General features: G+C 72.8%; 19 protein-coding genes and 2 pseudogenes. 5 read left to right on the top strand and 16 right to left on the bottom strand.

What is annotated here, in order from left to right; all coding sequences use genetic code 11:
- Positions 1 to 22: 22 nt before the first annotated feature.
- From IE277_RS20425 to IE277_RS20415, 3 genes are all read right to left on the bottom strand, one after another.
- On the bottom strand, positions 23 to 811 hold the full coding sequence (locus tag IE277_RS20425) for an XRE family transcriptional regulator (RefSeq protein WP_189954406.1): 789 nt from the start codon (positions 809 to 811) through the stop codon (positions 23 to 25).
- 240 nt (positions 812 to 1,051) lie between these two features.
- Positions 1,052 to 1,657 carry an SH3 domain-containing protein gene (locus IE277_RS47325; RefSeq protein WP_229881836.1) on the bottom strand — a complete coding sequence of 202 codons (606 nt, stop codon included), beginning with the start codon at positions 1,655 to 1,657 and terminating at the stop codon, positions 1,052 to 1,054.
- A gap of 206 nt (positions 1,658 to 1,863) precedes the next feature.
- A complete protein-coding gene (locus tag IE277_RS20415) occupies positions 1,864 to 2,151 on the bottom strand; it encodes a putative quinol monooxygenase (RefSeq protein WP_189954404.1) in 288 nt (95 codons plus the stop codon).
- Between the two features lie 173 nt (positions 2,152 to 2,324).
- On the opposite strand from IE277_RS20415, the gene IE277_RS20410 reads away from it, so the two are divergent.
- Positions 2,325 to 2,792 carry a peroxiredoxin gene (locus tag IE277_RS20410; RefSeq protein ID WP_308433404.1) on the top strand — a complete coding sequence of 156 codons (468 nt, stop codon included), beginning with the start codon at positions 2,325 to 2,327 and terminating at the stop codon, positions 2,790 to 2,792.
- Positions 2,793 to 2,871: 79 nt separating this feature from the next.
- Positions 2,872 to 5,208, top strand: a complete 2,337-nt coding sequence (locus tag IE277_RS20405) for a SpoIIE family protein phosphatase (protein WP_189954402.1) — start codon at positions 2,872 to 2,874, stop codon at positions 5,206 to 5,208.
- A 29-nt stretch (positions 5,209 to 5,237) separates the two neighbouring features.
- Here the strand turns inward: IE277_RS20405 and IE277_RS20400 are convergent, their stop codons facing one another.
- The 6 genes and pseudogenes from IE277_RS20400 to IE277_RS20375 form a co-directional block, all read right to left on the bottom strand.
- Complete coding sequence (locus IE277_RS20400) at positions 5,238 to 6,101, bottom strand: oxidoreductase (protein ID WP_189954400.1); 864 nt, start codon at positions 6,099 to 6,101, stop codon at positions 5,238 to 5,240.
- A 164-nt stretch (positions 6,102 to 6,265) separates the two neighbouring features.
- Positions 6,266 to 6,921, bottom strand: a pseudogene (locus IE277_RS20395) (aldo/keto reductase).
- 27 nt (positions 6,922 to 6,948) lie between these two features.
- Positions 6,949 to 7,977 carry an LLM class flavin-dependent oxidoreductase gene (locus IE277_RS20390; protein ID WP_189954398.1) on the bottom strand — a complete coding sequence of 343 codons (1,029 nt, stop codon included), beginning with the start codon at positions 7,975 to 7,977 and terminating at the stop codon, positions 6,949 to 6,951.
- Positions 7,978 to 8,045: 68 nt separating this feature from the next.
- A complete protein-coding gene (locus tag IE277_RS20385; protein WP_189954396.1) occupies positions 8,046 to 9,548 on the bottom strand; it encodes a metallophosphoesterase family protein in 1,503 nt (500 codons plus the stop codon).
- Positions 9,549 to 9,573: 25 nt separating this feature from the next.
- Positions 9,574 to 10,278 (bottom strand): HAD family hydrolase, encoded by a 705-nt coding sequence (locus tag IE277_RS20380; RefSeq protein WP_189954394.1) that lies wholly within the window; start codon positions 10,276 to 10,278, stop codon positions 9,574 to 9,576.
- A 72-nt stretch (positions 10,279 to 10,350) separates the two neighbouring features.
- Positions 10,351 to 10,617: a hypothetical protein gene (locus tag IE277_RS20375; protein ID WP_189954392.1), complete on the bottom strand. Its 267-nt coding sequence runs from the start codon at positions 10,615 to 10,617 to the stop codon at positions 10,351 to 10,353.
- Between IE277_RS20375 and IE277_RS20370 the strand changes: the two are divergent.
- Positions 10,604 to 11,612, top strand: a pseudogene (locus IE277_RS20370) (M4 family metallopeptidase); the annotation flags it as partial. The gene IE277_RS20375 and the pseudogene IE277_RS20370 sit on opposite strands and share 14 nt — an antisense overlap.
- A 47-nt stretch (positions 11,613 to 11,659) precedes the next feature.
- Here IE277_RS20370 and IE277_RS20365 read toward each other — a convergent pair.
- The 3 genes from IE277_RS20365 to IE277_RS20355 all read right to left on the bottom strand — a co-directional run bounded on the left by IE277_RS20365 (position 11,660) and on the right by IE277_RS20355 (position 14,527).
- On the bottom strand, positions 11,660 to 12,859 hold the full coding sequence (locus tag IE277_RS20365) for a glycoside hydrolase family 64 protein (protein ID WP_189954390.1): 1,200 nt from the start codon (positions 12,857 to 12,859) through the stop codon (positions 11,660 to 11,662).
- Between the two features lie 177 nt (positions 12,860 to 13,036).
- Positions 13,037 to 13,792 carry a dienelactone hydrolase family protein gene (locus IE277_RS20360; RefSeq protein ID WP_189954388.1) on the bottom strand — a complete coding sequence of 252 codons (756 nt, stop codon included), beginning with the start codon at positions 13,790 to 13,792 and terminating at the stop codon, positions 13,037 to 13,039.
- A 114-nt stretch (positions 13,793 to 13,906) separates the two neighbouring features.
- On the bottom strand, positions 13,907 to 14,527 hold the full coding sequence (locus IE277_RS20355) for an L-threonylcarbamoyladenylate synthase (protein ID WP_189954387.1): 621 nt from the start codon (positions 14,525 to 14,527) through the stop codon (positions 13,907 to 13,909).
- Positions 14,528 to 14,828: 301 nt separating this feature from the next.
- On the opposite strand from IE277_RS20355, the gene IE277_RS48840 reads away from it, so the two are divergent.
- Positions 14,829 to 16,400 (top strand): helix-turn-helix domain-containing protein, encoded by a 1,572-nt coding sequence (locus IE277_RS48840; RefSeq protein WP_189954386.1) that lies wholly within the window; start codon positions 14,829 to 14,831, stop codon positions 16,398 to 16,400.
- A 173-nt stretch (positions 16,401 to 16,573) separates the two neighbouring features.
- Here the strand turns inward: IE277_RS48840 and IE277_RS20345 are convergent, their stop codons facing one another.
- Complete coding sequence (locus tag IE277_RS20345) at positions 16,574 to 17,848, bottom strand: serine hydrolase domain-containing protein (RefSeq protein ID WP_189954385.1); 1,275 nt, start codon at positions 17,846 to 17,848, stop codon at positions 16,574 to 16,576.
- A 257-nt stretch (positions 17,849 to 18,105) separates the two neighbouring features.
- Here IE277_RS20345 and IE277_RS20340 point away from each other — a divergent pair, with 257 nt between their 5' ends.
- Complete coding sequence (locus IE277_RS20340) at positions 18,106 to 18,336, top strand: hypothetical protein (protein ID WP_189954502.1); 231 nt, start codon at positions 18,106 to 18,108, stop codon at positions 18,334 to 18,336.
- A gap of 4 nt (positions 18,337 to 18,340) precedes the next feature.
- Here IE277_RS20340 and IE277_RS20335 read toward each other — a convergent pair whose 3' ends face one another.
- From IE277_RS20335 to IE277_RS20325, 3 genes are all read right to left on the bottom strand, one after another.
- On the bottom strand, positions 18,341 to 18,808 hold the full coding sequence (locus tag IE277_RS20335) for a hypothetical protein (RefSeq protein WP_189954384.1): 468 nt from the start codon (positions 18,806 to 18,808) through the stop codon (positions 18,341 to 18,343).
- Positions 18,809 to 19,033: 225 nt separating this feature from the next.
- Entirely contained in the window at positions 19,034 to 20,158 is a 1,125-nt protein-coding gene (locus IE277_RS20330; protein WP_189954383.1) for a PP2C family protein-serine/threonine phosphatase, read from the bottom strand.
- 157 nt (positions 20,159 to 20,315) lie between these two features.
- The gene (locus tag IE277_RS20325) at positions 20,316 to 21,260 is read right to left on the bottom strand and encodes a Gfo/Idh/MocA family protein (RefSeq protein WP_189954382.1); all 945 of its coding nucleotides are present in this window, start codon (positions 21,258 to 21,260) and stop codon (positions 20,316 to 20,318) included.
- Positions 21,261 to 21,273: the final 13 nt, after the last annotated feature.

Genomic DNA, 21,273 nt, shown 5'->3' with positions numbered 1-21,273 from the left:
TCTCGCGCTCCGGCACCATGCGTCACCCGCCCTGCTCGTCCGGCTCCACGTCCAGGCCCGTGCAGGCCAGTTCGCCGTCCACCTCGGCACACGCCTCCACGCCCCGCGGCGAGGACACCGAGAGCATGGGGCTGCTGTCCCCGGCGGTGTCGTCCGCCGGATAGCCGGCCGAGAGCACGTCCTGCCCGGAGCGCACCGACACCTGCCGCGCCCTGGCCGACCGCAGCCGCACCTCGGACCAGGCGGTCCCGCAGGCGGGCGAATAGCGCAGCCGGACGGTGTAGGCGGGGCCCGTGACCGTGCTCGTGGTCCGCGCGTCCCTCGCGCACACCGACGCGTCGGGCAACTCGCCCTGACAGGACCGGCCGTGACAGCGCGGCACCGCCGACACGGGCTGCGCGGCGGGCGCGGTTCCCGGACGCACGCACAGCGCGACGGTGGCGGCCACCGCCGTCGCCGCGCCGCACAGCGCGAGCAGGGACAGCGGCAGCCAGGAGGCGCGCCACGGCGGGATCCGCCGGAACCGGCGCGCCCGGCCGGGCTGCTCCGGCGCCGCGGCGGCCGAGGCGACGTCGGCCGCCTCCCACAGCGCCAGTACGGCCTCGGGATCGGCACCGGCGAGCCGGCACAGCGCCTCCACGGCGGGCCGCGGCGGCGGCGTACCGCCGGAGAGATAGCGGTGCCAGGCGGACTTGCTGTACGGGGTGCGCGCGGCCAGCGCCGCGAGACTCAGTCCCGTACGGTCCTTCAGCTCGCGCAGGGCCGGCCCCAGGGGCTCGTCCGCCGCGGTCGGCGCTTGGGGGTGCCGCATGTGCGTCCTCGACTCCCATTCCTCTGTCGGCTTCCTCTGTCGGTTCCGCCACGGGCTTCAGCGAGAGGTTTCCCCTATGGGGGGATTTCATCACTGTTGTCGGAATGGCTTCCCAGGAGTGCGGCGACTGCAACACCCGGTGAGGTATGAGGAAGGTGAGGCGTGCGGGCGCACCGAAGGCCCGTTCGGGGGTCGTCGAACGGGCCTTCGGCGGCTAGGCGGTGCGGCGGCGCGGTGCCGTCAGCACCGGGGGAGGGCGGCGCGGTTGGTGCGGATGTAGTGGGCCGAGACATAGCCCCTGTGGTGCGGCAGCCGGTACCAGGTGCGGTTCCCGTGCACCCGGGAGCCGTGCGCCTTGCAGACCAGCGCCACATGCCGGCCCGTGTACCGGTGGCCGATCACCCGGTAGCCGGTGCCGGGACCGGAGCGGACGTTCAGCCGGAGGTGACGCGTGGCGACCCGGCCGGTGACGGGTCGGACGTGACGGTACGACACGGGCTGCGCCACGAGGCGGTACGGCAGCAGCCGGTACGGCGATGTGCGCAGGGCACGCCGGTAGGCCATCGACCGCTCGAAGGAGCGGTACACCGCCGCCTGGGCCGTGTACCGGTGGCCGCGGTGCAGCCGGTGCGCGTGGTGCCTGCGCAGGTGGCGGCGGTGGTGGTGGAAGCGGTACGAGGTGTGCCGGTGGTGGGCGCGGTGGTGGTGGTTGTCGTACTGGGTGACGGCGCTGGGCGCCGGCTGCTGGGCGGCGGCGCTCGCCGCGGTCGCCCCGGCCGCCGTGGGCAGGAGCGCGAGCACCGCGACCGCCGTCAGCAGACCGCTCTTGAGGGTCCGTCCGATCATGGAAACCTCCGGCTGTGTTTCTCGTGACCACGAGGAGTGATCACGAAGCCAGCGTTTCCGTGACAGGCCGTCAGGATGCCGTTCCGCCGTCCCCGGGGACGGCTGGGACGTCCCGCGGGACAGGCATCCGGAACCGGATCCGTCCGGTGCCCGGTGCTGCGGCGTTCTGTCGTCCTGCTCGTCCCGGCGGACGTCCGGGTGAGGTGTCAGAGCGTCTCGGTGAAGGTGATGGTCCGCTCCTTCAGCAGCGGGAACACCGTGCCCCGGATCAGTACGGCGAAATGGTCCGTCTCCTTGTGCGCCTCGAAGCCGGCCCGGTCGGTGTAGCGCTCGTACAGCACGAACGCCCCCGGCCGGTCGACGACCTCGTGCGCCTCGTAGGCGAGGTTGGCGGGTTCCGACGGGACCAGCTCGCGCATCTTGCGCAGTGCGTCACGCACGGTGTCCGCGTCGGCGGGGGCGCACTGGTACTGGGCGACGACGGCGAAGGCCATGAGGTTCCTCCGGGGTCAGGGAACGGTGGGGACTCGCCGATTCCAGCACGCCCGCGGCGCCGGGCGGCCTGTGCGACACGACTACCGTCCAGTAATATCCGGCTCGTATCCGGCGCGGCGCCGGTCCCCGCAGTCGCCTTTCCGGGCGCCGCCGGTGCCATGGGAGGACGGTCATGACGGAACGCATCGAGGTCGGGGTCAAGGTCGAGGACTTCGCCCTGCCCGACGAGACCGGCGCCACCCGCCGGCTCGGCGAGCTGCTCGCCGACGGTCCGGTGGTGCTCTTCTTCTACCCGGCCGCGCTCACCCCCGGCTGCACCGCCGAGGCCTGCCACTTCCGTGATCTCGCCGCCGAATTCGCCGCCGTCGGTGCCCGGCCTGTCGGCATCAGCGGGGACAGCGTCGACAAGCAGCAGGAGTTCACCGGCCGGCACGGCCTCGGCATGCCGTTGCTCTCCGACGCCGACGGCACGGTCCGGGAGCGGTTCGGCGTCAAGCGCGGGTTCTCGATCGCCCCCACCAAACGCGCGACGTTCGTGATCGCCGAGGACCGCACGGTGCTGGCCGTCGTCCGCAGCGAGCTGCGCATGAACACCCACGCGGACCGGGCCCTCGCCGCCCTGCGCACCCACAAGGGCTGACCCGCTCCGGCTCCGCGCGGGACGCTCTGTAACGCTCCCGCGCTTGATGTGCCGCGGCAATCGGAACATCCTGGGGCATATGAAGCATGGCGCCGCCGTGGCGGTCATTGACGCCCTGGGCACGGTGGCCGGGTGGAGCGAGGGCGCGCGGCGGCTCACCGGCCGTGCCGCCGCGGACGTCGTGGGCCGGCCCGCGACCGAACTGCTCGCCGAGCACGTCCCGGACGAAACGCTCATCGCGCGGGCCGGTACCGTCGCACTGCGTCACCGTGACGGACACCGCGTCGAGCTGTACGTCTCCGCCTGCCCCCTCGCCGGGGCCGACGGCCGGCCCGCGGGCTTCGTCGTCACCGCCGAACCGCCCGGTACGTCCCTGGCCGCCGCGGCCTTCGAACAGGCCTCCATGTCCATGTCGGTCTTCGACCTCGAACAGCGCTATCTGCGCGTCAACGACACCGCCTGCAAGGTGATGGGCGTCTCCGAGGAATCCCTGACCGGCCGGTTCTTCCTGGAGACCGTGGAGGGCGGCGAATCCGACCAGGGCTTCCTGCGCCACCTGCGCGAGGTCGCCGAGACCGGCCGGTCCGTCCGCTACGAGAGCTTCGCCGGTGCTCCCGCACTCAACCGGGAGCATCTGTGGAGCGTCGAGATGTGGCCGCTGCGCGCCGGCTCGGGCGAGCTGACCGGGGTCGGCATGGCCGCCTTCGACAACAGCGAGCAGTACTGGGCCCGGCGCCGGCTCGCCCTGCTCAACGAGGCGACGACCGCCATCGGCACCACCCTGGACGTGGTGCGCACCGCCGAGGAACTGGTGGACATCCTCGTCCCGCGCTACGCCGACTTCGCCTGTGTGGACCTGCTCGACTGGGTGCTCGGCGCGGACGAACCGCCGATGATGCCGGACGGCGGTGTCGTCCTGTACCGCATCGCCCATGGCTCGACCCGCGAGGGCAACCCCGGCGCGGCCGTCCGCATCGGCGAGGTCGACGTCTATCCGCCGGACGCGCCGCCCGCCCGCGCCCTGCGCGAGGGCCACGCGGTGCTCAGCCGGGCCGGTGAGCCGGATTTCGTCGAATGGCTGAACGAGCGCAACACCCGCTCGCCGGAGGGCCGGCTTCACCGGCAGGGCGTCCATTCCCTGATCGCGGTGCCCCTGCGGGCCCGCGGCACCACCCTGGGCGTCGCGGTCGGCGTCCGCATGGCCCACCCCGACGGCTACGGCCCCGACGACGCCGTGTTCGCCGAGGAACTCGGCAGCCGCGCCGCCGTCTCCATCGACAACGCCCGCCGCTTCGCCCGCGAGCGCACCACCGCCCTCGCCCTCCAGCACAGCCTGCTGCCCAGAGGCCTGCCCGGGCAGGGACAGGCCGCGGTCGAGGTGGCCCACCGCTATCTGCCCTGCGGCTCGCTGGCCGGCATCGGCGGCGACTGGTTCGACGTCATCCCGCTCTCCGGCGGCCGGGTCGGCCTGGTCGTGGGCGATGTCGTCGGCCACGGCATCCAGTCCTCGGCCACCATGGGACGGCTGCGCACCGCCGTACGCACCCTCGCCGATGTCGATCTGCCGCCCGACGAGCTCCTCACGCACCTGGACGACCTCGTGACCCACCTGGCCGCCGAGGACAGCGGCGAGGAGGTCGCCGAACTCGGCGCCACCTGCCTGTACGCCGTGTACGACCCGGTCTCCCGCCGCCTCAGCCTGGCCGCCGCCGGCCACCCGGCCCCGGCCGTCGTCCTGCCGGGCGGCACCGCCGAGTCCGTCGACATGAGCGCGGGACCACCCCTCGGTGTCGGCGGGCTGCCGTTCGAGGCGACGGAATTGGAACTCCCCGCGGGCTCCGTCGTCGCGCTCTACACCGATGGCCTGATCGAGGACCGCGACCGGGAGATCGACGGTGCCGCCGACGAACTGCGCCGAGCCCTCAGCGCGCCCGCCGCCTCCCTGGAGGCCCTGTGCGACAGCGTCCTGAAGGCCGTCCTGCCCGACCAGCACAGCGACGACGTCGCCCTGCTGCTCGTGCGCACCCGCGCCCTGGGCGCCGACCGGGTCGCCACCTGGGACGTCCCGCCCGACCCCGCCGAGGTCGCCGCCTTCCGGCAGGCGGTCGGCGAGCAACTGGCCACCTGGGGGCTGGAGGAGGCCGCCTTCGTCACCGAACTCGTCGTCAGCGAACTCGTCACCAACGCCATCCGCTACGGCGAACCCCCCATCCAGCTGCGGCTGATCCGCGACCGCGCGCTCATCTGCGAGGTCTCCGACGCCAGTTCCACCTCCCCCCATCTGCGCCGGGCGCACGCCTATGACGAGGGCGGCCGCGGACTGCTGCTGGTCGCCCAGCTCACCCAGCGCTGGGGCAGCAGACAGACCGGCCGGGGCAAGACGATCTGGGCCGAGCAGACGCTGCCCGGCACCTGAGAGATCCGATCACCGGAACGGACAGCCGCTCAGCCCGCGATGCCGTTCAGCTCGGCGACCGCGTCGTCCGGCAGGACCAGGCCCGCGGCGGCGACGTTCTCGCGCAGGTGCTCCGGCGAGGAGGTACCGGGGATGAGCGCGATGTTCGGCGACCGGCGCAGCAGCCAGGCCAGCGCCACCTGCTGCGGCGACGCCTGGAGCCGGGCCGCCACTTTCGCCAGCGTCTCGGACTGCAGCGGGGTGAAGCCGCCGAGGGGGAAGTACGGCACGAAGGCGATGTTCGCGGCGGCCGTACGCTCCACGAGCGCGTCGTCCTGCCGGTCGGCCAGGTTGTACAGGTTCTGGACGGTCACCACGGGTGCGATCGCCAGCGCCTCGTCCAGCTGCGCGGCGGTCACCGTGCTCAGCCCGAGGTGCCGGATCAGCCCCTGCTCCCGCAGCCGGGCCAGCGCGCCGAACTGCTCGGCCAGGGAGTCGTCGTTCGGGGCGTCCACGCCACCCAGCCGCAGATTGACGACGTCCAGGGACTCCACGCGGAGACTGCGCAGGTTGTCGTACACCTGCGCCTTCAGGTCCTCGGGGTGCCGGGACAGGATCCAGCTGCCGTCGGGTCCCCGGCGGGCGCCGACCTTCGTGACGATGTGCAGATCAGCGGGGTAGGGGTACAGGGCCTCCCGGATGATCTCGTTGACGACCACGGGCCCGTAGAAATCGGCGGTGTCGATGTGTGTGATGCCCGCCTCCACCACCGCGCGCAGCACCGCCACGGCCCGCTCCCGGTCCTTCGGCGGACCGAAGACATGCGGCCCGGCCAGCTGCATGGCGCCGTAGCCGACACGGGTCAGGGTCAGGCCGTCGGCCGGGGTGATCGTGCCACCGAGCTGTGCAGTCATGTCGTACCTCTCAGGATGGTGCTCAGGCTGTCCGGGCCACCGCTGTCACGGCGGCGGCCCCGGATTCCACCCTGCGCCCCGGGCGTCCGCCGTAGCAGTACCCCGGCGATCCTGGGAGCGACAGGACCAGTCAGCGCGACGCGCGAGCGGCGCCCGCGGCCGGCTCAGAACTCCTCGTGCCGCTCGGGATCGTCGCCGAGCCGGCGCGGAGCGCGGCGGGCGATCGCCGCCAGCTGCCCGGAGTCCAGGCAGAAGCCGAAGACGTCCAGGTCGGCCCGCTGCCGGCCCGGATCGGCCGACTTCGGAAGGGGCAGCGCGCCCATCTGGACGTGCCAGCGCAGCAGTACCTGGCCCGGAGTCACCCCGTGCAGCTCGGCGATCCGCGCGACCGCGGGGTCGTCCAGCACATGGCTGCCCCGGCCCAGCGGGCTCCAGCTCTCGGTGACGATGCCCTTGTCCGCGTGGAAGGCGCGCAGCTCCTCCTGCGGGAACAGCGGGTGCAGCTCGATCTGGTTCACCGACGGCAGCACGCCGGTCTCCTTCTCCAGCAGCGTGATGTGCTCCTCGGTGAAGTTCGAGACGCCGATCGAGCGGACCAGCCCCTCCTCGCGCAGCTTGATCATCGCCTTCCAGGAGTCGGCGTACCTGCCGACACCGGTCTCGTTCGCGTGGTTCGCCGCGGTGCCACCAGCCGGTGGCCCAGACCGAGCGCGGAGCCCACGGCCCGCTCGGCCGCCGCGTCGTCGAGCGGCCAGGTGCCGAGACCGATGGCGGGGATCGCCGTAGCGTCGTTGAGCGTGTACACCGGAATACCGTTCACGATGGGACCTTCCCTCGCTTCGTGGACTCAGCCGGCCGGTTTCCAGCCCAGTGCCGGGCCCAGGCTTGTCGCCATGTCCGTCAGGATCTGTACGTAGTCCTCGTGCGCGAAGGTGAACGGCAGCGCGAACGCCACCTCGTCCACCTCCCGGAACGCGGCGTGCGCGGACAGGCGTTCGGCGATCTCCTGCGAGGTGCCGACCAGGTCCGGGGCGAACAGCAGCCGGCCCGGCCCCTGCGGGGAGGAGGTGCGGGGCAGCCGCTGGGCCGCGTACGCCTCGTACTTCGCGCGCTGCTCCGGGCTCGCGGAGTCGGTGGGGATCACGACCAGGCCGTGCGAGACCCGGGCCGCGTCGCCGTCGGGGTGACGGGCGCGGAACTCCCTGATGAGGGACTGCTGGATCGCGGCGAAGTCCCAAGGCCCGTCCGGCTGTTCCGCCTTGACCACGCTGCTGGTGAGGAGATTCAGGCCGTGCTCGCCCGCCCAGCGGGCCGAGCGGAGGCCGGAGCCGCCGTACCACAGCCGGCGGCCGAGCCCGGGGGACTGGGGCTGGACGACGTCCGAGAACACCTCGAAGCCCTCCCGCCCGCTGAAGTCGCTGGCGGGCTTGCCGCGCACCAGGTCCAGCAGCCGTCGCACCCGCTCGTAGGAGAAGTCCTCGGCCTCGGCCGTGTCCGGGTAGAGGGCGTCCTTGACCTGGTCGAAGTGTGTCGGCGGGCCCACGCTGACGCCCGGGTTCAGCCGGCCGCCGGACAGGATGTCCACCGTCGCCAGGTCCTCGGCGAGTCGCAGCGGGTTCTCCCAGCCGAGCGGTGTCACCGCGGTGCCCAGCGCGATGCGCCGGGTGCGCTGGGAGGCGGCGGCGAGGACGGCGACAGGGGACGAGATGCCGTGCTGCAGATGGCGGTGGCGCAGCCAGGCGCTGTCGAAGCCGAGCCGCTCGCCCAGCTCGATGATCCGCAGCGTGGACTCGTGCCCCGCCGCCGGATCCGCGGGGTCGAACAGGCCGATGGTGAGGAAGCCCAGCTTGCGCAGCGGACGGGCGGTGGACGGCATGGGCTCCTCCAACGGTCGTACGTCGCTTCCGCCTCCGATTCTGGCAGGCGGGTGTGACAACCGTGTGATCACTTCAGCGGAATGACGAACTCGTCCTCCACCGGCGGATCGGCCTCCTGCGCACGGTTGCCCGTCGCGGCGAAGCAGCGCAGCCGCAACTCCTCCGGAGCGACGTCCAGCCGCAGGAAGCACTTGAAGAACGGCGGGCTGTACGTGGCCGAGCCGGGCGAGAACAGCCGGGTGTAGAGGGTGCGCACGGGCAGCCGGAAACGGGACTCGCGGTCCGGGCGGCCGCCGGTGCCGAGCAGGCTCGCGACGAGACGGGTGCGCCTGCTCACCCGGGTGTCCGGACCGGGCGCGCGGCCCGTCTCGATGCCGAGCCGTTCGGCGACGACGGCCGTGGCCTCCGACTCGCTCAGGGTGAAGAAGCGGCGCAGCCGCAGCCGGCGTCCGTACAGGCGGCTGTAGAAGGCGAGCGAGTCACCGCGCAGCGGATAGCAGCGGAAGTCCCGCTCGGTGACACCGCCGACCGATACGCGCGGAATGGTGTGCGTGGCGTGCATGAACGCCCCGCCGCCGCCCGCGACCACGTACTGGATGGTGCGGCCGTCCACATCGACCGGGTAGCGCTGGTAGTTGTGGATGTCACCGCCGATCGCCGCCACGTAGCGGTGCTCCGGGTTCCGCACGATCTCGTCCACCGTCCCGCCGCCCTCGATCCGGCACGGGTGGTGTTCGCCGTCGACGTACAGCGGTGACCCGGTGATCAGGATCTTCGGCTTGGGCCCCCGGGACACCGTGCGCAGCCAGGCGCCCTGTTCGGCGTCGATCGTGCCGAGCAGACCGGTGTCGATACCGACGATCCGCACCGGACCCGCGTCGATGGCCCAGTACGGCCCCGGCTGCGCGGCCTGTTGACCGGGATCCGCGCGCAACTGCCGTGCGGCGGCGAGCCGTTGCTCGTCCGTCGGGCGCGGCCGGTGCCACAGCAGGGCGCGCCACCAGGCGCGGCCGAACGGGCGTGGCCGGGGCTCGGGGTCCAGCGGCGGGGTGTCGGCGCAGAAGACCCGCATGAACGCGCCGAGGTCCTCGTACCAGTCGTGGTTGCCCGGTATCGCGTAGATCGGCGCCGGATAGTCCTGGTAGGGCCGGAAGAACTTGTCGCCGTAGTCCCGGGCGCTGCCGACCGGATAGATCACATCGCTCGCGATCACCGCGAAGTCCGTGCCCTGACTCGCCTTCAGGAACCCGGGCACGACGGCGTATTGGGGATCGTCGCCCTCGCCGGTGTCCCCGATGACCATGAAGGAGAACCGGTCGGCGCCGTCCCGCCGGATCACCTTGTCGTCGGGCGCCCCGGCCGCCTGCCGGCGCGCCACCCAGCGGGCGCGGGTGCGTCCGGTCGGATCACCGAACCAGGACGCCAGCACGCCGTTGCGGGCGAGCCACAGGGTCCGCGGGTTCAGCCACGACACCTTCTCGACGTGGTCCGGCATCAACTGCTTGTAGGCTCCGGGCTCGGCCGAGCCCCAGCCGGCGCCCTGTGCGGTATCGCGCGAGGATTCAGACACACGATCCACCGTAACAACGCACCGGTCAGCGGCGGTTGGGGGGTCGGGTCCGCGGGCGTGTCGCAGGGCCGGCGCCGGCAGCGGATCCGGACGCGAAGGCCAGGATGTGCGGGACCGCTTCGCGCAGGCTCCCGAAGTGGCGGTGCACGCCCTCCACCGCGGCAGCGGCGTTCACGCCCCACACCGTCATACCGGCACGCAGCCCGGACCGCACTCCGGACGGGGCGTCCTCGATGACCAGGCAGTCGCCGGGATCGGCGCCCAGCAGCGCGGCGGCCCGCAGATACGGAACGGCAGAGGGCTTGCCCTCCTCGACGGCGGCCGCGTCGACGATCAGGCCCGGCGCCGGCAGACCCGTCCGCAGGAAACGGCCGCGCACCCGGTGCGCGTAGTTCGAGGTCACCAGCGCCCAGGACCCCGGCGGCAGGCCGCGCAGCACCTCTGCCGCGCCGTCGAAGGCCGCGTAGCGGCCGGACCGGACGTCCTCGTCCTCCAGTTCGTGCAGCTTGCCCAGGCACGCGTGCGGATCGTGGCCCGCGGCGACCTGCGCGAAGGTCTCGGTGGGCCGGGTCCGCAGGGCCACGCTGCAGACCTCGTCCGGGTCCAGTCCGTAGTGCGCCGCCCACGCTCGCCATACCTGGCGCTGGTTGTCCAGGGCGTCGATCAACGTGCCGTCGACGTCGAAGAGGACGTACCTGGTCCGGCCGGGCTGCGTGGATTCGCTCGTCACGCCGTGATCATGCCAGGCGAGGGGCGGCGAGGGGCGGCGAGGGGCGGCGAGGGACCGGTGCGGGGCCGGTCGCTACTCGTAGCCCTGCGCGGCGCCGAGTTGCAGGGCGATGGAGCGCCAGGTGACGGGTTCGAGCCGGGCGTGCACCGGCGTCGTGGCCCGCAGCCACCAGGCCCAGGCGTCCAGCCAGTCGCCCAGGATGCCGTGCGCCCAGGTGCCTCCGTCACCGGCCCACTCGCCGCGCTCGGCCCGCGCCCGCCGCTCGCGCTCGTCGCGGCGGAAGTCGACGGCGAGCGCGACGAGGTTGGTGCCGTCGCCCCAGTGCGACGGATCGGGCAACAACGACCCGCTGACCTCGCTGGACGTGGCCGGCCGCGAGATGAGTCACGGTGTCACCTCGAACACCGCGGGGCTCGAATACACCGGTGAGTCGGGCGGGTTGAACGAGGTGACCTCCGACATCATGGGCACCGGCGTGGAGTTCTACGCCAACAACAGCTCCGACCCGGGTGACTACCTCATCGGCGAGAAGATCAACATCAACGGCGACGGCACCCCGCTGCGCTACATGGACAAGCCCAGCAAGGACGGCAGCTCGGCCGACTCCTGGTACTCGGGCGTCGGCGGCCTCGACGTGCACTACTCCTCGGGCCCCGCGAATCACATGTTCTACCTGCTCTCCGAGGGCAGCGGCACCAAGGTCATCAGCGGTGTGACCTACAACAGCCCGACCTCCGACGGCGTCACCGTCACCGGCATCGGCCGCGCCGCCGCGCTGCAGATCTGGTACAAGGCGCTGACGACGTACATGACGTCCGGCACCGACTACGCCGCCGCCCGCACCGCCTCCCTGAACGCGGCCACCGCGCTGTACGGCGCGGGCTCCGCCCAGTACGCGGGCGTCGCCAACGCCTTCGCCGGCATCAACGTCGGCAGCCATGTCACCCCGCCGGGCAACGGCGTGACGGTCACCAACCCGGGCAACCAGACCTCCACCGTCGGCACGGCCGTCAGTCTCCAGGTGCAGGCGAGCAGCACCAACAGCGGCGCGCTGTCCTACAGCGCCTTCGGTCTGCCCGCCGGCCTGTCGATCCCTGCCCATCGACACCTCGGAGACCACCACCAGCACCCAGTACGACAAGCTGACGGTGACCGCGGGTTCGAAGACCCTCGCGACCTACTCGAACCTCAACAAGGCCGCCGGCTACAGCCAGAAGTCCTTCGACCTGTCCTCGCCGGCGGGCTCGACGGTCACGCTGAAGTTCAACGGCGTGGAGGACTCCTCGCTGCAGACCAGCTTTGTCGTGGACGACACCGCCCTGACGACCGGCTGAGCCACCCGTCGCGGCCCCGCACCCGAGGGGTGCGGGGCCGTGGCATGTCAGCTCAGCGGATCCAGGGTGAGATACGCCTGCTGCGGGCCGCCGTCGTGGACCAGCGACTCCTGGTTGCCGACGTCGTCGAAGGCGAACGCGTAGGCCTTGCCGTCGGCCATCGCCGCATGCACGGCACGCGCGTACTGGTTGGTCACCGCGTCCTGGTAGAAGCCGGCCGCCGAGGTGTCCGGCTGGTTCGGGTTGACCAGCAGCGTGGAGCGGTTGAAACCGGCGCACAGGGTGCGCGAAATGGGGCCGCGGACCTGGTCGTTGGGCGCGTCGAGCAGCTTGTGGCAGCCGAAGACGCTGTCCGCGTCCGGCTTCTGGAAGCTGGTGACGACGGCGCCCGAGGCGTCGGTGAAGTTCATGACGTCGCCCGAGACGCGGCCGTAGTACTTGGTGTCCGGCCGGTCGGTGAACGGCGTCACGGTCAGCGTCGACGTCGCGTACTTCTGCCAGACCCGGCTCACGTAGTCGTCCATCACGTTCGCCGGCAGGGCGCCCGTCTCCACGCCGTACAGCGGCGAGAGCGCACGCAGCACCGTGCCGTCGGAGCGGGTCTGGACCAGCCCGGACCAGCCGCCCGACCGGCCGCGCAGTGCGTCGAAGAAGCCGGAGTAGCCGCCGGACTTCAGATGTCCGGTGGTGCCCACGCCGCCGTCGGAGCGCCGCACCCCGACCGCGTACGGCGCCGAGAACATGTCCACCTGGGTGCTGTTCAGCCACAGCCCGGAGTCGTTGAGGGTGTACTCGGACCAGTTGAACAGGATGTTCCGGTTGGGGTCGGAGGGGTTCTGCACGGCCGGCTGCACCAGGCCGCCGGTGGCCAGCCGGAAATCGAGCTTCTGGCCGTAGGAGAAGTAGATCCGGCCGGAGAACTTCGGTATCCGGATCGTCTTCGACTGCCCGGGGGCCGGGCCGTCGATCGCCGTGTCCGGAGCGGGCGTCGGGGGGTTGCCGCCCGCCGGCCAGGCGTGGAAGGTGCCGTTCGCGTCGGCCCAGCCCTGCTGCCCGGAGGACAGCTGGGTGCCGAGGTCGTAGACGTAGACCGGTTCGGAGCGGCCCGAGTTGTTGGTGATCTGCAGGGGGATGGTGTCCGGTACGGCGGCACCGGCGCGGCCCGGGGCGCCGAGGGCGAGCACCGAGCCGACCAGGGCCGCGGCGGCCGCCAGGGGCAGTGCGGGGCGGGTGAGTTGATGCGGCACTCTCCATACCTCCGTGTGGGGTCGGGGTCGTACGGACCTTGGTCCGTACCTGTCTGAGAGCGCTCTCAGATTCGTGGTGAACCGCGTGTGTGTCAATGCGTGGAACGAGATCGGCTCCCGGCGCCCGCGGTGCGGCGGGAGCCGGGAGCCGATCGTGGTCCGGTGGGTGAGCCGGTGTCAGAAGGAGCGCCCGAGCAGGCCGAGCAGCGCCGCCCAGTGCCGCTCGGCGGCCTCCTCGTCGTACGCGGGCGTGTCCGCCTGCGTGTAGCCGTGCTGGGCGCCCTCGTAGACCTCGCACGTGTGCCGGACCCCGGCATCGGTCAGGGCCTTCTCGAAGCGCTCGATCTGCTCCGGCGGCAGCGACGGGTCGTTGTCGGCGTGGCCGAGGTACAGCTCCGCCTTGATGTGCGGGGCACCCAGGTGCGGGCTGGTCGGATCGTCGGTGGCGAGTGCGGCACCGTGGAATCCGGCGGCCGCCGTGACCCGGTCCGGATGCGCAGCCGCCGTCCACAGGGAGAGCCGGGCGCCCATGCAGTAGCCGGTGAGCCCGACCGGCCCGTCGGCGACCGCCGGGCTGTCGGCCATCCAGCGCAGATAAGCGGCGGAGTCCCGCACGATCAGATCCTGGGTCAGCGAGAAGATGATCGGGCCGAGCTTCTCCCAGATGGTCGGGTCGGCGCCGGGGTCGATGAACTCCGGCAGTTCGAGGACCGGCGCCCGGCCGAGACGGTACGTCACATTGGGCACCAGCACCGCGTAGCCCTCGGCGGCCAGCCGGTCGGCCATCGACTTCAGATGCGGGCGCAGGCCGTAGGCGTCCTGGTAGAACAGCACGCCCGGACGCGGGCGCCCGTCCGCGGGATGGACGAGATAGGCGTCGGCGACGCCGTCCTCGGTCGGGATGTCGACGTCGGTTCGCTGGAGATCGGTCATGGTGAGCAGGCCTCCCTGGGGGAATGGGCGTCGGGCGGCGGTCGGCCCCCCGGCGCCGGCTACGGCCCATGCTGCCACGCAAGATCCGCAGCCCCGCACCCGGTGCCCGCGCGCTCACTCGAAGCGGCTGGTGTCCCCGGCGCCCCGCCGTACGATCTCCGCCTCGCCGCCGGAGAAGTCCACGACCGTCGTCGGCTCGGTGCCGCACTCGCCCGAGTCGACCACCGCGTCCACCACGTGGTCGAGTCGGTCCTTGATCTCCCAGCCCTGCGTCAGCGGCTCCTTCTCGTCCGGCAGCAGCAGCGTGCTGGACAGCAGCGGCTCGCCCAGCTCCGCCAGCAGCGCCTGGGTGACCACGTGGTCGGGGATGCGTACCCCCACGGTCTTCTTCTTCGGGTGCAGCAGCTTGCGCGGCACCTCCCGGGTGGCCGGGAGGATGAAGGTGTAACTGCCGGGCGTGGACGCCTTCACGGCGCGGAACACGTCGTTGTCCACCTGCACGAACTGGCCGAGCTGCGCGAAGTCCCGGCACATCAGTGTGAAGTGGTGCCGGTCGTCCAGCCGGCGGATGGAACGGATCCGGTCCATCCCGTCCCGGCTGCCCAGCCGGCAGCCCAGCGCGTAACAGGAGTCGGTCGGGTATGCGATGAGGGCTTCCGAGCGCACCGCGTCGGCGATCTGGGCGATGCTGCGCGGTTGCGGGTTGTCAGGATGCACGTCGAAGTACTTCGCCACGCGTCGAGCTTATGCCGTCCGGGGCGTCACACGCGCATCCGGAGGCCGTCGTACGCACATCCGGAGGCCGATCGGGGCGCGTCCGGCCGACGATCCCACATTCGCGGGATTACTTCTCCGATTCGGGGGCACCCGACTTGAGCCGTCCTGGGTATCCCCCCCACCTCGGACGCGAGACTCCGCCGGCGTCCCACCCCCCCCGGGCCGCCGGCGGAGTCATGTCCGGGCGGGAGGCCCTCTCGTCAGGTACCGTGTGCGCACCCGTAAGCCCAGGTCACAACGGAGACGAGAAGGGGGGCGCGTGGTCGGCCGACCGGACGAGGGCCCGGTGTCGCCGCGGTCGCACGCCGGCGACAGCCTCTGGGCGCAGGAGCTGCTGGACCATCTGCGGCCCGCCGGACGCGATCTTCGCCGGCTCGTCGCCTGGCTCGGCCGGACCGTGCAGGCCGCGGTCTGCCTCCAGGACGCGCACGGCGCTCTGCTCGCCGGTGAACGCCTGCCGCTCGACGCCGCCGTGGTCGCCGACGTCGCCACCGGCCGGGTCTTCGCCGCCTCCGTCGAGGACGGCGTACGGCATGTGCGCCTGGTCGGTATCCGGCACCCGGGGCCCGGTCCCGCGGTGGGAGCCGTCCTCGCCGTGGCCCGTCCGGCGCCCTTCGACCGGCAGGCCGCGGACATCCTCGGCCACACCGCGAGCGTGCTGGAACTGCTCCTTCGGGACAAGGAGTTGGCGGAGTCCGGGCGCCGGCTGCGGCGCGCCACCGCCGATCTGCGGCTGGCGATCCTGCAGCTGCTCATGGTGGAGGACACCGTCTCCGCCCGCCGGGTCGCCGCCGGCCTGTGGCCGGGCCTGCTGGAGGAGGACACCGCCCGGGTGTACGTCCTCGAGAGTGCCGCCGACGAACGCGACCGGCTCGCCGAGGTGTGCGGGGACGCCACCGACGGCGGGGCGCTCGTCGTGCGCTGCCCCGCCGTGGACCGGCACGTCATCGTCGTCGGCCCGGCCTCCGACGTGGGGGAGCGGCTGCGGTCCCTCGTCATCGGCCGGCCCGGCACCTTCCTCGGTGGCAGCCCCCGGCAGCGCCTCGCCCTGACCGCCACCGCCTACGGACAGGCCGTCACCGCCCTCGCCGTGGCCCGCTTCCGGCCCGACCGGGCCGCCGTCTACGCCGCCCGCACCCGCCCCGCCCAGCTGATGGACCCCGCCGCGCTGCGGGCCTGGGCCGGCGCGGTGCTCCGTCCGCTCGACGCGCTGCCCCACCATGTGCGCGCCGAACTGCTCGCCACCACCCGGCTCGGCCTGGAGTTCACCGCCGTGAGCGCCGCCAAGGTGCTGGGCGTCAGCCGCAACACGGTCCGCGCCCGGATGGACCGGGTCGCCGCGCTGCTCGGGGCCGACCTCTCCCGGCTGCCCGTCCGCGCCGTCGCCCACGCCGCCCTCAACACCGAGGCCGCGTACGGCCCGTGCGACCCCCGCGGCCTGCCCGACCCGCCCTGCCGCACCCGGCTCACCGAGCTGCTGCGGACGAGCGCGCTGCGCGCCTGGGCCGAAGGGCTCCTCGGCCGGCTCGACGACGACGGGCGGGACCTGCGCGGCACCCTGCGCGCCTGGACCGGCGCCGACGCACACGCCGAACGCGCCGCCCAGGTGCTCGGCGTCCACGCCCAGACGGTGCGCGAGCACGTGCGGGCGGCCGAACCCGTGCTGGAACGCCGGCTGACGGACGGCGGCACCGATCTGTACGAGGTCGTCCTCGCCCACCTTGTGACCGGTGAGCTGCCCGTACCCGACCTCGGCGCGGCGGACGGCCCCGGAGCGGGCGCCCCGAAACCGGACCAACCGGACTCACCGGACTCATCTGTGCACCGGTGAGTGCCGGACGGCCCGTTCGGGGCACCGGTGCGCTACCCCGCGTCCGGCGGCTCGCGTAGGTTCAGCGGTCTGCGGGGCACGACCGGAGCGGGGGACCGGTCGCGGCCCCGCGCCCCGGCCGGGACGCCCGGTCCTGCCGATGTCCGCTGCGCGGCGTCTCCCGCCCGCGTGCTTCATCCCCCGTGTGTCATGGGCAGGTTGTACACATGCGCCGGGGAGATGATCTTCGTGATCGCTTCACCGAGCACGGTGCTGGGCTCCTGCGACCGGTAGTCGTTGTCGGTGTTGAGGAGCGCGACGAGTGTCGTCCGCGTCGACGGCAGATAGATCGTCAACGACTCGTAGCCCGGCAGGGATCCGTTGTGGCCGATCCATCCCTGTACGTCAAAGATGCCCAGGCCGTACCCGGCGCCCTTGACCGAGCTGGTCGACGGGGTGATCAGCCGCTGCTTCTGGGCGGCGGCGCTGACCATGCGGCTCCCGTCCGGGAACCGGCCGGTGGCCACCGTGGGCGCCCAGGTGCGCAGATCGTCCAGGGTGGAGATCATCGCGCCGGCCGCCCAGCCCCAGGACGGATTCCAGCCGGCCGCGTCGGCCTCCTTGCCGTTCGCCGTCTGCCGTGTGTAGCCCTGCGCATGCGGGGTGGGGAACTCGTCCCCGGCCGGGAACACGGTGTGCCGCATGCCGGCCGGAGCGAGGATGTGCTGCGTGATGTAGTCCCCGAGCCGCTGTCCGCTCACCTTCTCCACCACCAGTCCCAGCAGGATCAGGTTGGTGTTGGAGTACGAGAACTTCTCGCCGGGCTGGAATATCGCCGCGTGCTTGAACGCGTAGGCGAGCAACTGCTCGGGCGTGAAGCTCCGTTGCGGGTCGGAGGTCAGCGCCGTGAAGAAGCCGGCGTCCTGCGAGTAGTTGAACAGTCCGCTGCGCATCTCGGCCAGTTCGCGCAGCGTGATCCTGTTCTCGTTGGGCACACCGCCGATGTACCTGCCGATCGGGTCGTCCAGGCCGACCTTCTTCTGGTCCACCAGCTGCAGCAGTGCCGTCACGGTGAACGTCTTCGTCTCACTGCCGATACGCAGGTACATGTCCGGTGCCATCTTCTGGCCGGTGCTCTTGTCGGCGACGCCGAACGAGCGGACGTAACCCGGCTGTCCCGGCGTCCAGATGCCGACGGTCGCACCGGGCACGTCCGCCTCGTGCATCACCTTCTGTACGGCGGCGTCGAGTTGGCGTGCCACCTGCGGGGTGAGCGCGCGGACGCCGGGCTGCGAGGGGGACGGGCTGGGCGAGTCCGAGGGGGACGGGCCGGGCGGGTCCGCGCCGAGCGCGGCCGGCACGGCGCCAGGAGGAGTCACGGCGGCCCCGGCGGGGAGCGGCCCCGCCAGTGTCGCCGCCAGTACGGCGATCGTGGCCCCCCGGCGCAGGCGCGCGGACGAAGACGGCATGGGCTGACTCCAAGCACGTGAGAGCCGAACGTGCGGTGAGCGGGGCGTCGGAGCCCGGACCCTCCCAGCATAGGAGCGCTGTCCTCGCCACGCCCGTCGGGTGGACGGGTGACGGGGCCGGCTCCGGCACCGGTCGGCGGGATGCTTGTCCGACCGGTGGATGGGCCGTTCGAGGGACGGCCTCACTCGACCCGGTGAGGCGATGGCGCGGGGGCGTAGCCGCGGCGGTCCACGGGCGTTGCCCTGGTATGAACCGCTTGGATGACCCGCCGAACCGCCTGGCGCGGCCGGACCGGATCGACCGGCCGACGCGGCTCCGCCGGGCGGGCCGGCCCGCCCAGACGGACGGGGCCCGGGAGCCGATCTATGTCGGGCTCGTCGCCGAGTGGCGGGCCCAGGGCCGGACCGTACCCGCGGAACCGGACCTGCCGCGCCCCTCCTTCCCCGGGCCCACGACGGGCAGACGCGTCACGTCCGAGCGTCTCTGAACCGTCACCGCCCGCACAGTGGCGCGAGCACGGTGAGGGAGCCGGTGGCCTGGCGCAGTGCCCCTTCCAGGGCGCCGGGCGAGTGGAGCGCGCCGGTGCCGTCGGGCGGCACGAGCCACTCCAGGAAGCGCGCGGGCCGATACGGCGGGGGTACGGCGACCCAGGCTCCCTTGGTCGCGTACCGCAGACCGGAGCCCGCCCAGCCCCCGGACGGGTCCGGCGGCAGGAAGAAACCGACGCGGCCGGCCGCGGTGTCGACCAGCGTCGGCCCCGGCACCGGCGCTCCGGGCCGCCACAACAGGTCGAGCGTGAGCAGACCCAGCCGGTCCGGGACGCTCAGCACGTCCCAGAAGCGGCCCGCCTCCAGCAGCGCGATGCCCTCGCCGTGATCCCACTGCCATGCGCAGGAGCGCGGGTCGACCGCCGCGGCGGCCAGCCACTCCACGCCCCGCATCCACATCGTGTTCGTCATGCACTGCTCCGGGTGTCCTCGTTCGCCCGCGCCCGGTGCGGGGAACGGTCGTGACCGGGCACTCCGTGCGCCTGCACGCCAACCCGGCATATGCATGCTGGTGGATTTCCCCGCCCGGCGGAAGGGTGGCGAGGCCTGGCGTTTGAGCCGGGACGTTCGAACTCCGGCTGATGGTTCGTCAGTTGAGGGCAGGGGCCCTCAGGCAGCCGCTGTTTCCGGGCCAGGTCAGGGACGGGGGCCGCGGTGGGCGGCCGCCGGTTCGGGCGCCAGCACCAGCATCGTGACGTCGTCCCGGACCTCGCAGCCCAGACGGGCCAGATCCGCCCACACCATGCCCGGCAGCTCGGCCGGGACCGCGCGGGCCAGCGCGCCCAGCCGCGCCGGCAGCGGATAGAACGTGTCGCTGGAGTCCCGTGCCTCCCACACCCCGTCGGAGGCGAGGAAGAGCCGGTCGCCCGGCGCGAGCGGCACGGTGATCTCCCGCGGCGGGCCGGCGTCGGCCAGCCCGAGCCCCAGCGGCGGTCCCGACACCACCGTCACCTCCACGGCATGGCCCTCGTGCAGCAGGACGGGCACCGGATGGCCGCAGGCCACCACCCGCACCGCGCGGCCGTCGGGGGAGAACTCCAGCAGCACCCCCGTGGCGAACAGCTCCCCGTGCCGCGCACCCGCCGAGTCCACCGTCAGTCTGCGGTCCATCCGCGCCGCGACCGACTCCAGGTCGCCCTGGTCGAGCACCGCCTCCCGGAACGCGCCCAGCAGCGACACCACCGTCGCGACCGCCGTCAGCCCGTGTCCCTGCACATCGCCCATCACCGCGCGCACCCCGTACGGCCCGTCCCGCACGTCGAAGAAGTCCCCGCCCACCAGCGTCCCGTCCTGCGCGGCCCGGTAGAAACCCGAGCACCGCACGATCCCGACCCGGTCCGGCAGCGGTGGCATCACGGCCCGCTGCACGGCCTCGCCGATCGCCCGCTCCGTGTCCAGCTGGGCGTCCCGGCGGCTGCGCACATACGACACGAACACGCTCAGTGCGGCCACGAACACGACGGTGAGCAGATCGGTGTTGCCGGGGCGGTTCAGATGGGTGGCGGGGATGTTCAGCACCGTGACCGCCGCGGTGCCGAGCAGCGCGGTGGCCAGCGGGCCGTACGAAAGGACAGCCAGCGGCGGAATGGCCCCGAGCAGAAAGCCCAGGTCACGGGCGTGCGAGGTGATCAGCGTGGCCGTACTGACGACTGCGAGCAGCAGCACCGGCAGCACTCGCACCCACCGCGGTGGCGGTGCGCCGCGCAACCAGCCGCGTTCTTCCCGGTTCCGACGCGACCACCCGCCGCGCACCGATGTCACACCCCCAAGCTACGCCGCCAGCCCCACCCGGGCCTCCCGCCTGCGACAACACCATGGCCGCCGCGCTGGAGCGCCCGGTCGCGGCCCGGTCGCACGGTGTCCGCACCCAGCCGGAGACAGGGTGACGCACGGTGGACGCCCGGGCACCGGCCCCCGCTCACCCCCGCCGACGGGGCACCGTCGCTTTCCCGCGACCCGGTCCGCCGGACAGGCACTCCTCGCCATCGGCGGTCAGGCGGGCCTGGGCCGTGGCCAGGATTTCGGTGACGCGGAGGCCGAACGCGGCGTCGCAGGCGTGCGGGCGCCCCGTGCGGGCGGCCGTCAGCAGGGTGTCGACGGCACGGCAGAGTGCCGGCACCGCTCCTTCGGAACTCCCCGGCATCAGCGCCACGCCCGCCTCGCCCCGCAGCTCCACATCGGCCCCGGCCGCCGCGGGAGGTGCCGTCAGGCTCAGCGTGAGCGTGCTCGACGCACCGGTGGCGTGGTCGAGGACCAGATGCACGGTGTCCGCGGGACCGTGCGCCGCCGACACCACCTGCCGTACGTCGCCGAGGACCGGCAGCAGCACCGACAGGGCGTGCGGGCCGACGTCCCACAGCGCGCCCTTCTCCCGCCGCCAGGGCGAGCCCGCGAAGGGGCTGTCGGAAGTGAACACGGACCCCAGCCACTGCGCGCGGGCCGTGAACCAGCCCGCCGTGGCCGCCTGTTCCTCGATCCAGGCCTCCGGCTCCTTCTGGAAGCGCGTGGTGAGGAACACCACCGAGGCCACCCCGGCCCGCTCTGCCGCCGCCACCACGGCCCGGCCCTGCGCGACCGACACCGCGAGCGGCTTGTCGAGCAGCAGATGACGGCCGGCCCGCGCCGCACGCACCGCCAACTCGGCCTGCACGGACGGTGGCAGGGCCACGGCCACCGCGTCCACCTCGGCCAGCAGCGCGTCCACGTCGCCGTAGGCGGGCACCGCGTACTCCCCGGCCAGCGCGGTGGCCGCCTCGGCCCGGCGGCCCCACACCCCGGCGAATTCCACGCCGGGGTGCCCGAAGAGGGCGGGGGCGTACGCGGCCCGCGCCCACGGGCCCGTTCCCAGCAGTCCGATGCGCATGAAGCGTTCCTTT

Origin of the sequence: Streptomyces alanosinicus (assembly GCF_014650595.1) — a bacterium.
GTDB lineage: Bacteria > Actinomycetota > Actinomycetes > Streptomycetales > Streptomycetaceae > Streptomyces > Streptomyces alanosinicus.
The sequence above is the reverse complement of the archived record's forward strand: the minus strand, read 5'-3'. Positions and strand labels throughout refer to the sequence as shown.

Bases quoted from the DNA above. Each gene is read 5' to 3' on its own strand.
- IE277_RS20425 (WP_189954406.1), bottom strand. From the start codon at position 811: ATGCGGCACCCCCAAGCGCCGACCGCGGCGGACGAGCCCCTGGGGCCG.
- IE277_RS47325 (WP_229881836.1), bottom strand. From the start codon at position 1,657: ATGATCGGACGGACCCTCAAGAGCGGTCTGCTGACGGCGGTCGCGGTG.
- IE277_RS20415 (WP_189954404.1), bottom strand. From the start codon at position 2,151: ATGGCCTTCGCCGTCGTCGCCCAGTACCAGTGCGCCCCCGCCGACGCG.
- IE277_RS20410 (WP_308433404.1), top strand. From the start codon at position 2,325: ATGACGGAACGCATCGAGGTCGGGGTCAAGGTCGAGGACTTCGCCCTG.
- IE277_RS20405 (WP_189954402.1), top strand. From the start codon at position 2,872: ATGAAGCATGGCGCCGCCGTGGCGGTCATTGACGCCCTGGGCACGGTG.
- IE277_RS20400 (WP_189954400.1), bottom strand. From the start codon at position 6,101: ATGACTGCACAGCTCGGTGGCACGATCACCCCGGCCGACGGCCTGACC.
- IE277_RS20390 (WP_189954398.1), bottom strand. From the start codon at position 7,977: ATGCCGTCCACCGCCCGTCCGCTGCGCAAGCTGGGCTTCCTCACCATC.
- IE277_RS20360 (WP_189954388.1), bottom strand. From the start codon at position 13,792: ATGACCGATCTCCAGCGAACCGACGTCGACATCCCGACCGAGGACGGC.
- IE277_RS20345 (WP_189954385.1), bottom strand. From the start codon at position 17,848: ATGCCGTCTTCGTCCGCGCGCCTGCGCCGGGGGGCCACGATCGCCGTA.
- IE277_RS20335 (WP_189954384.1), bottom strand. From the start codon at position 18,808: ATGACGAACACGATGTGGATGCGGGGCGTGGAGTGGCTGGCCGCCGCG.
- IE277_RS20325 (WP_189954382.1), bottom strand. From the start codon at position 21,260: ATGCGCATCGGACTGCTGGGAACGGGCCCGTGGGCGCGGGCCGCGTAC.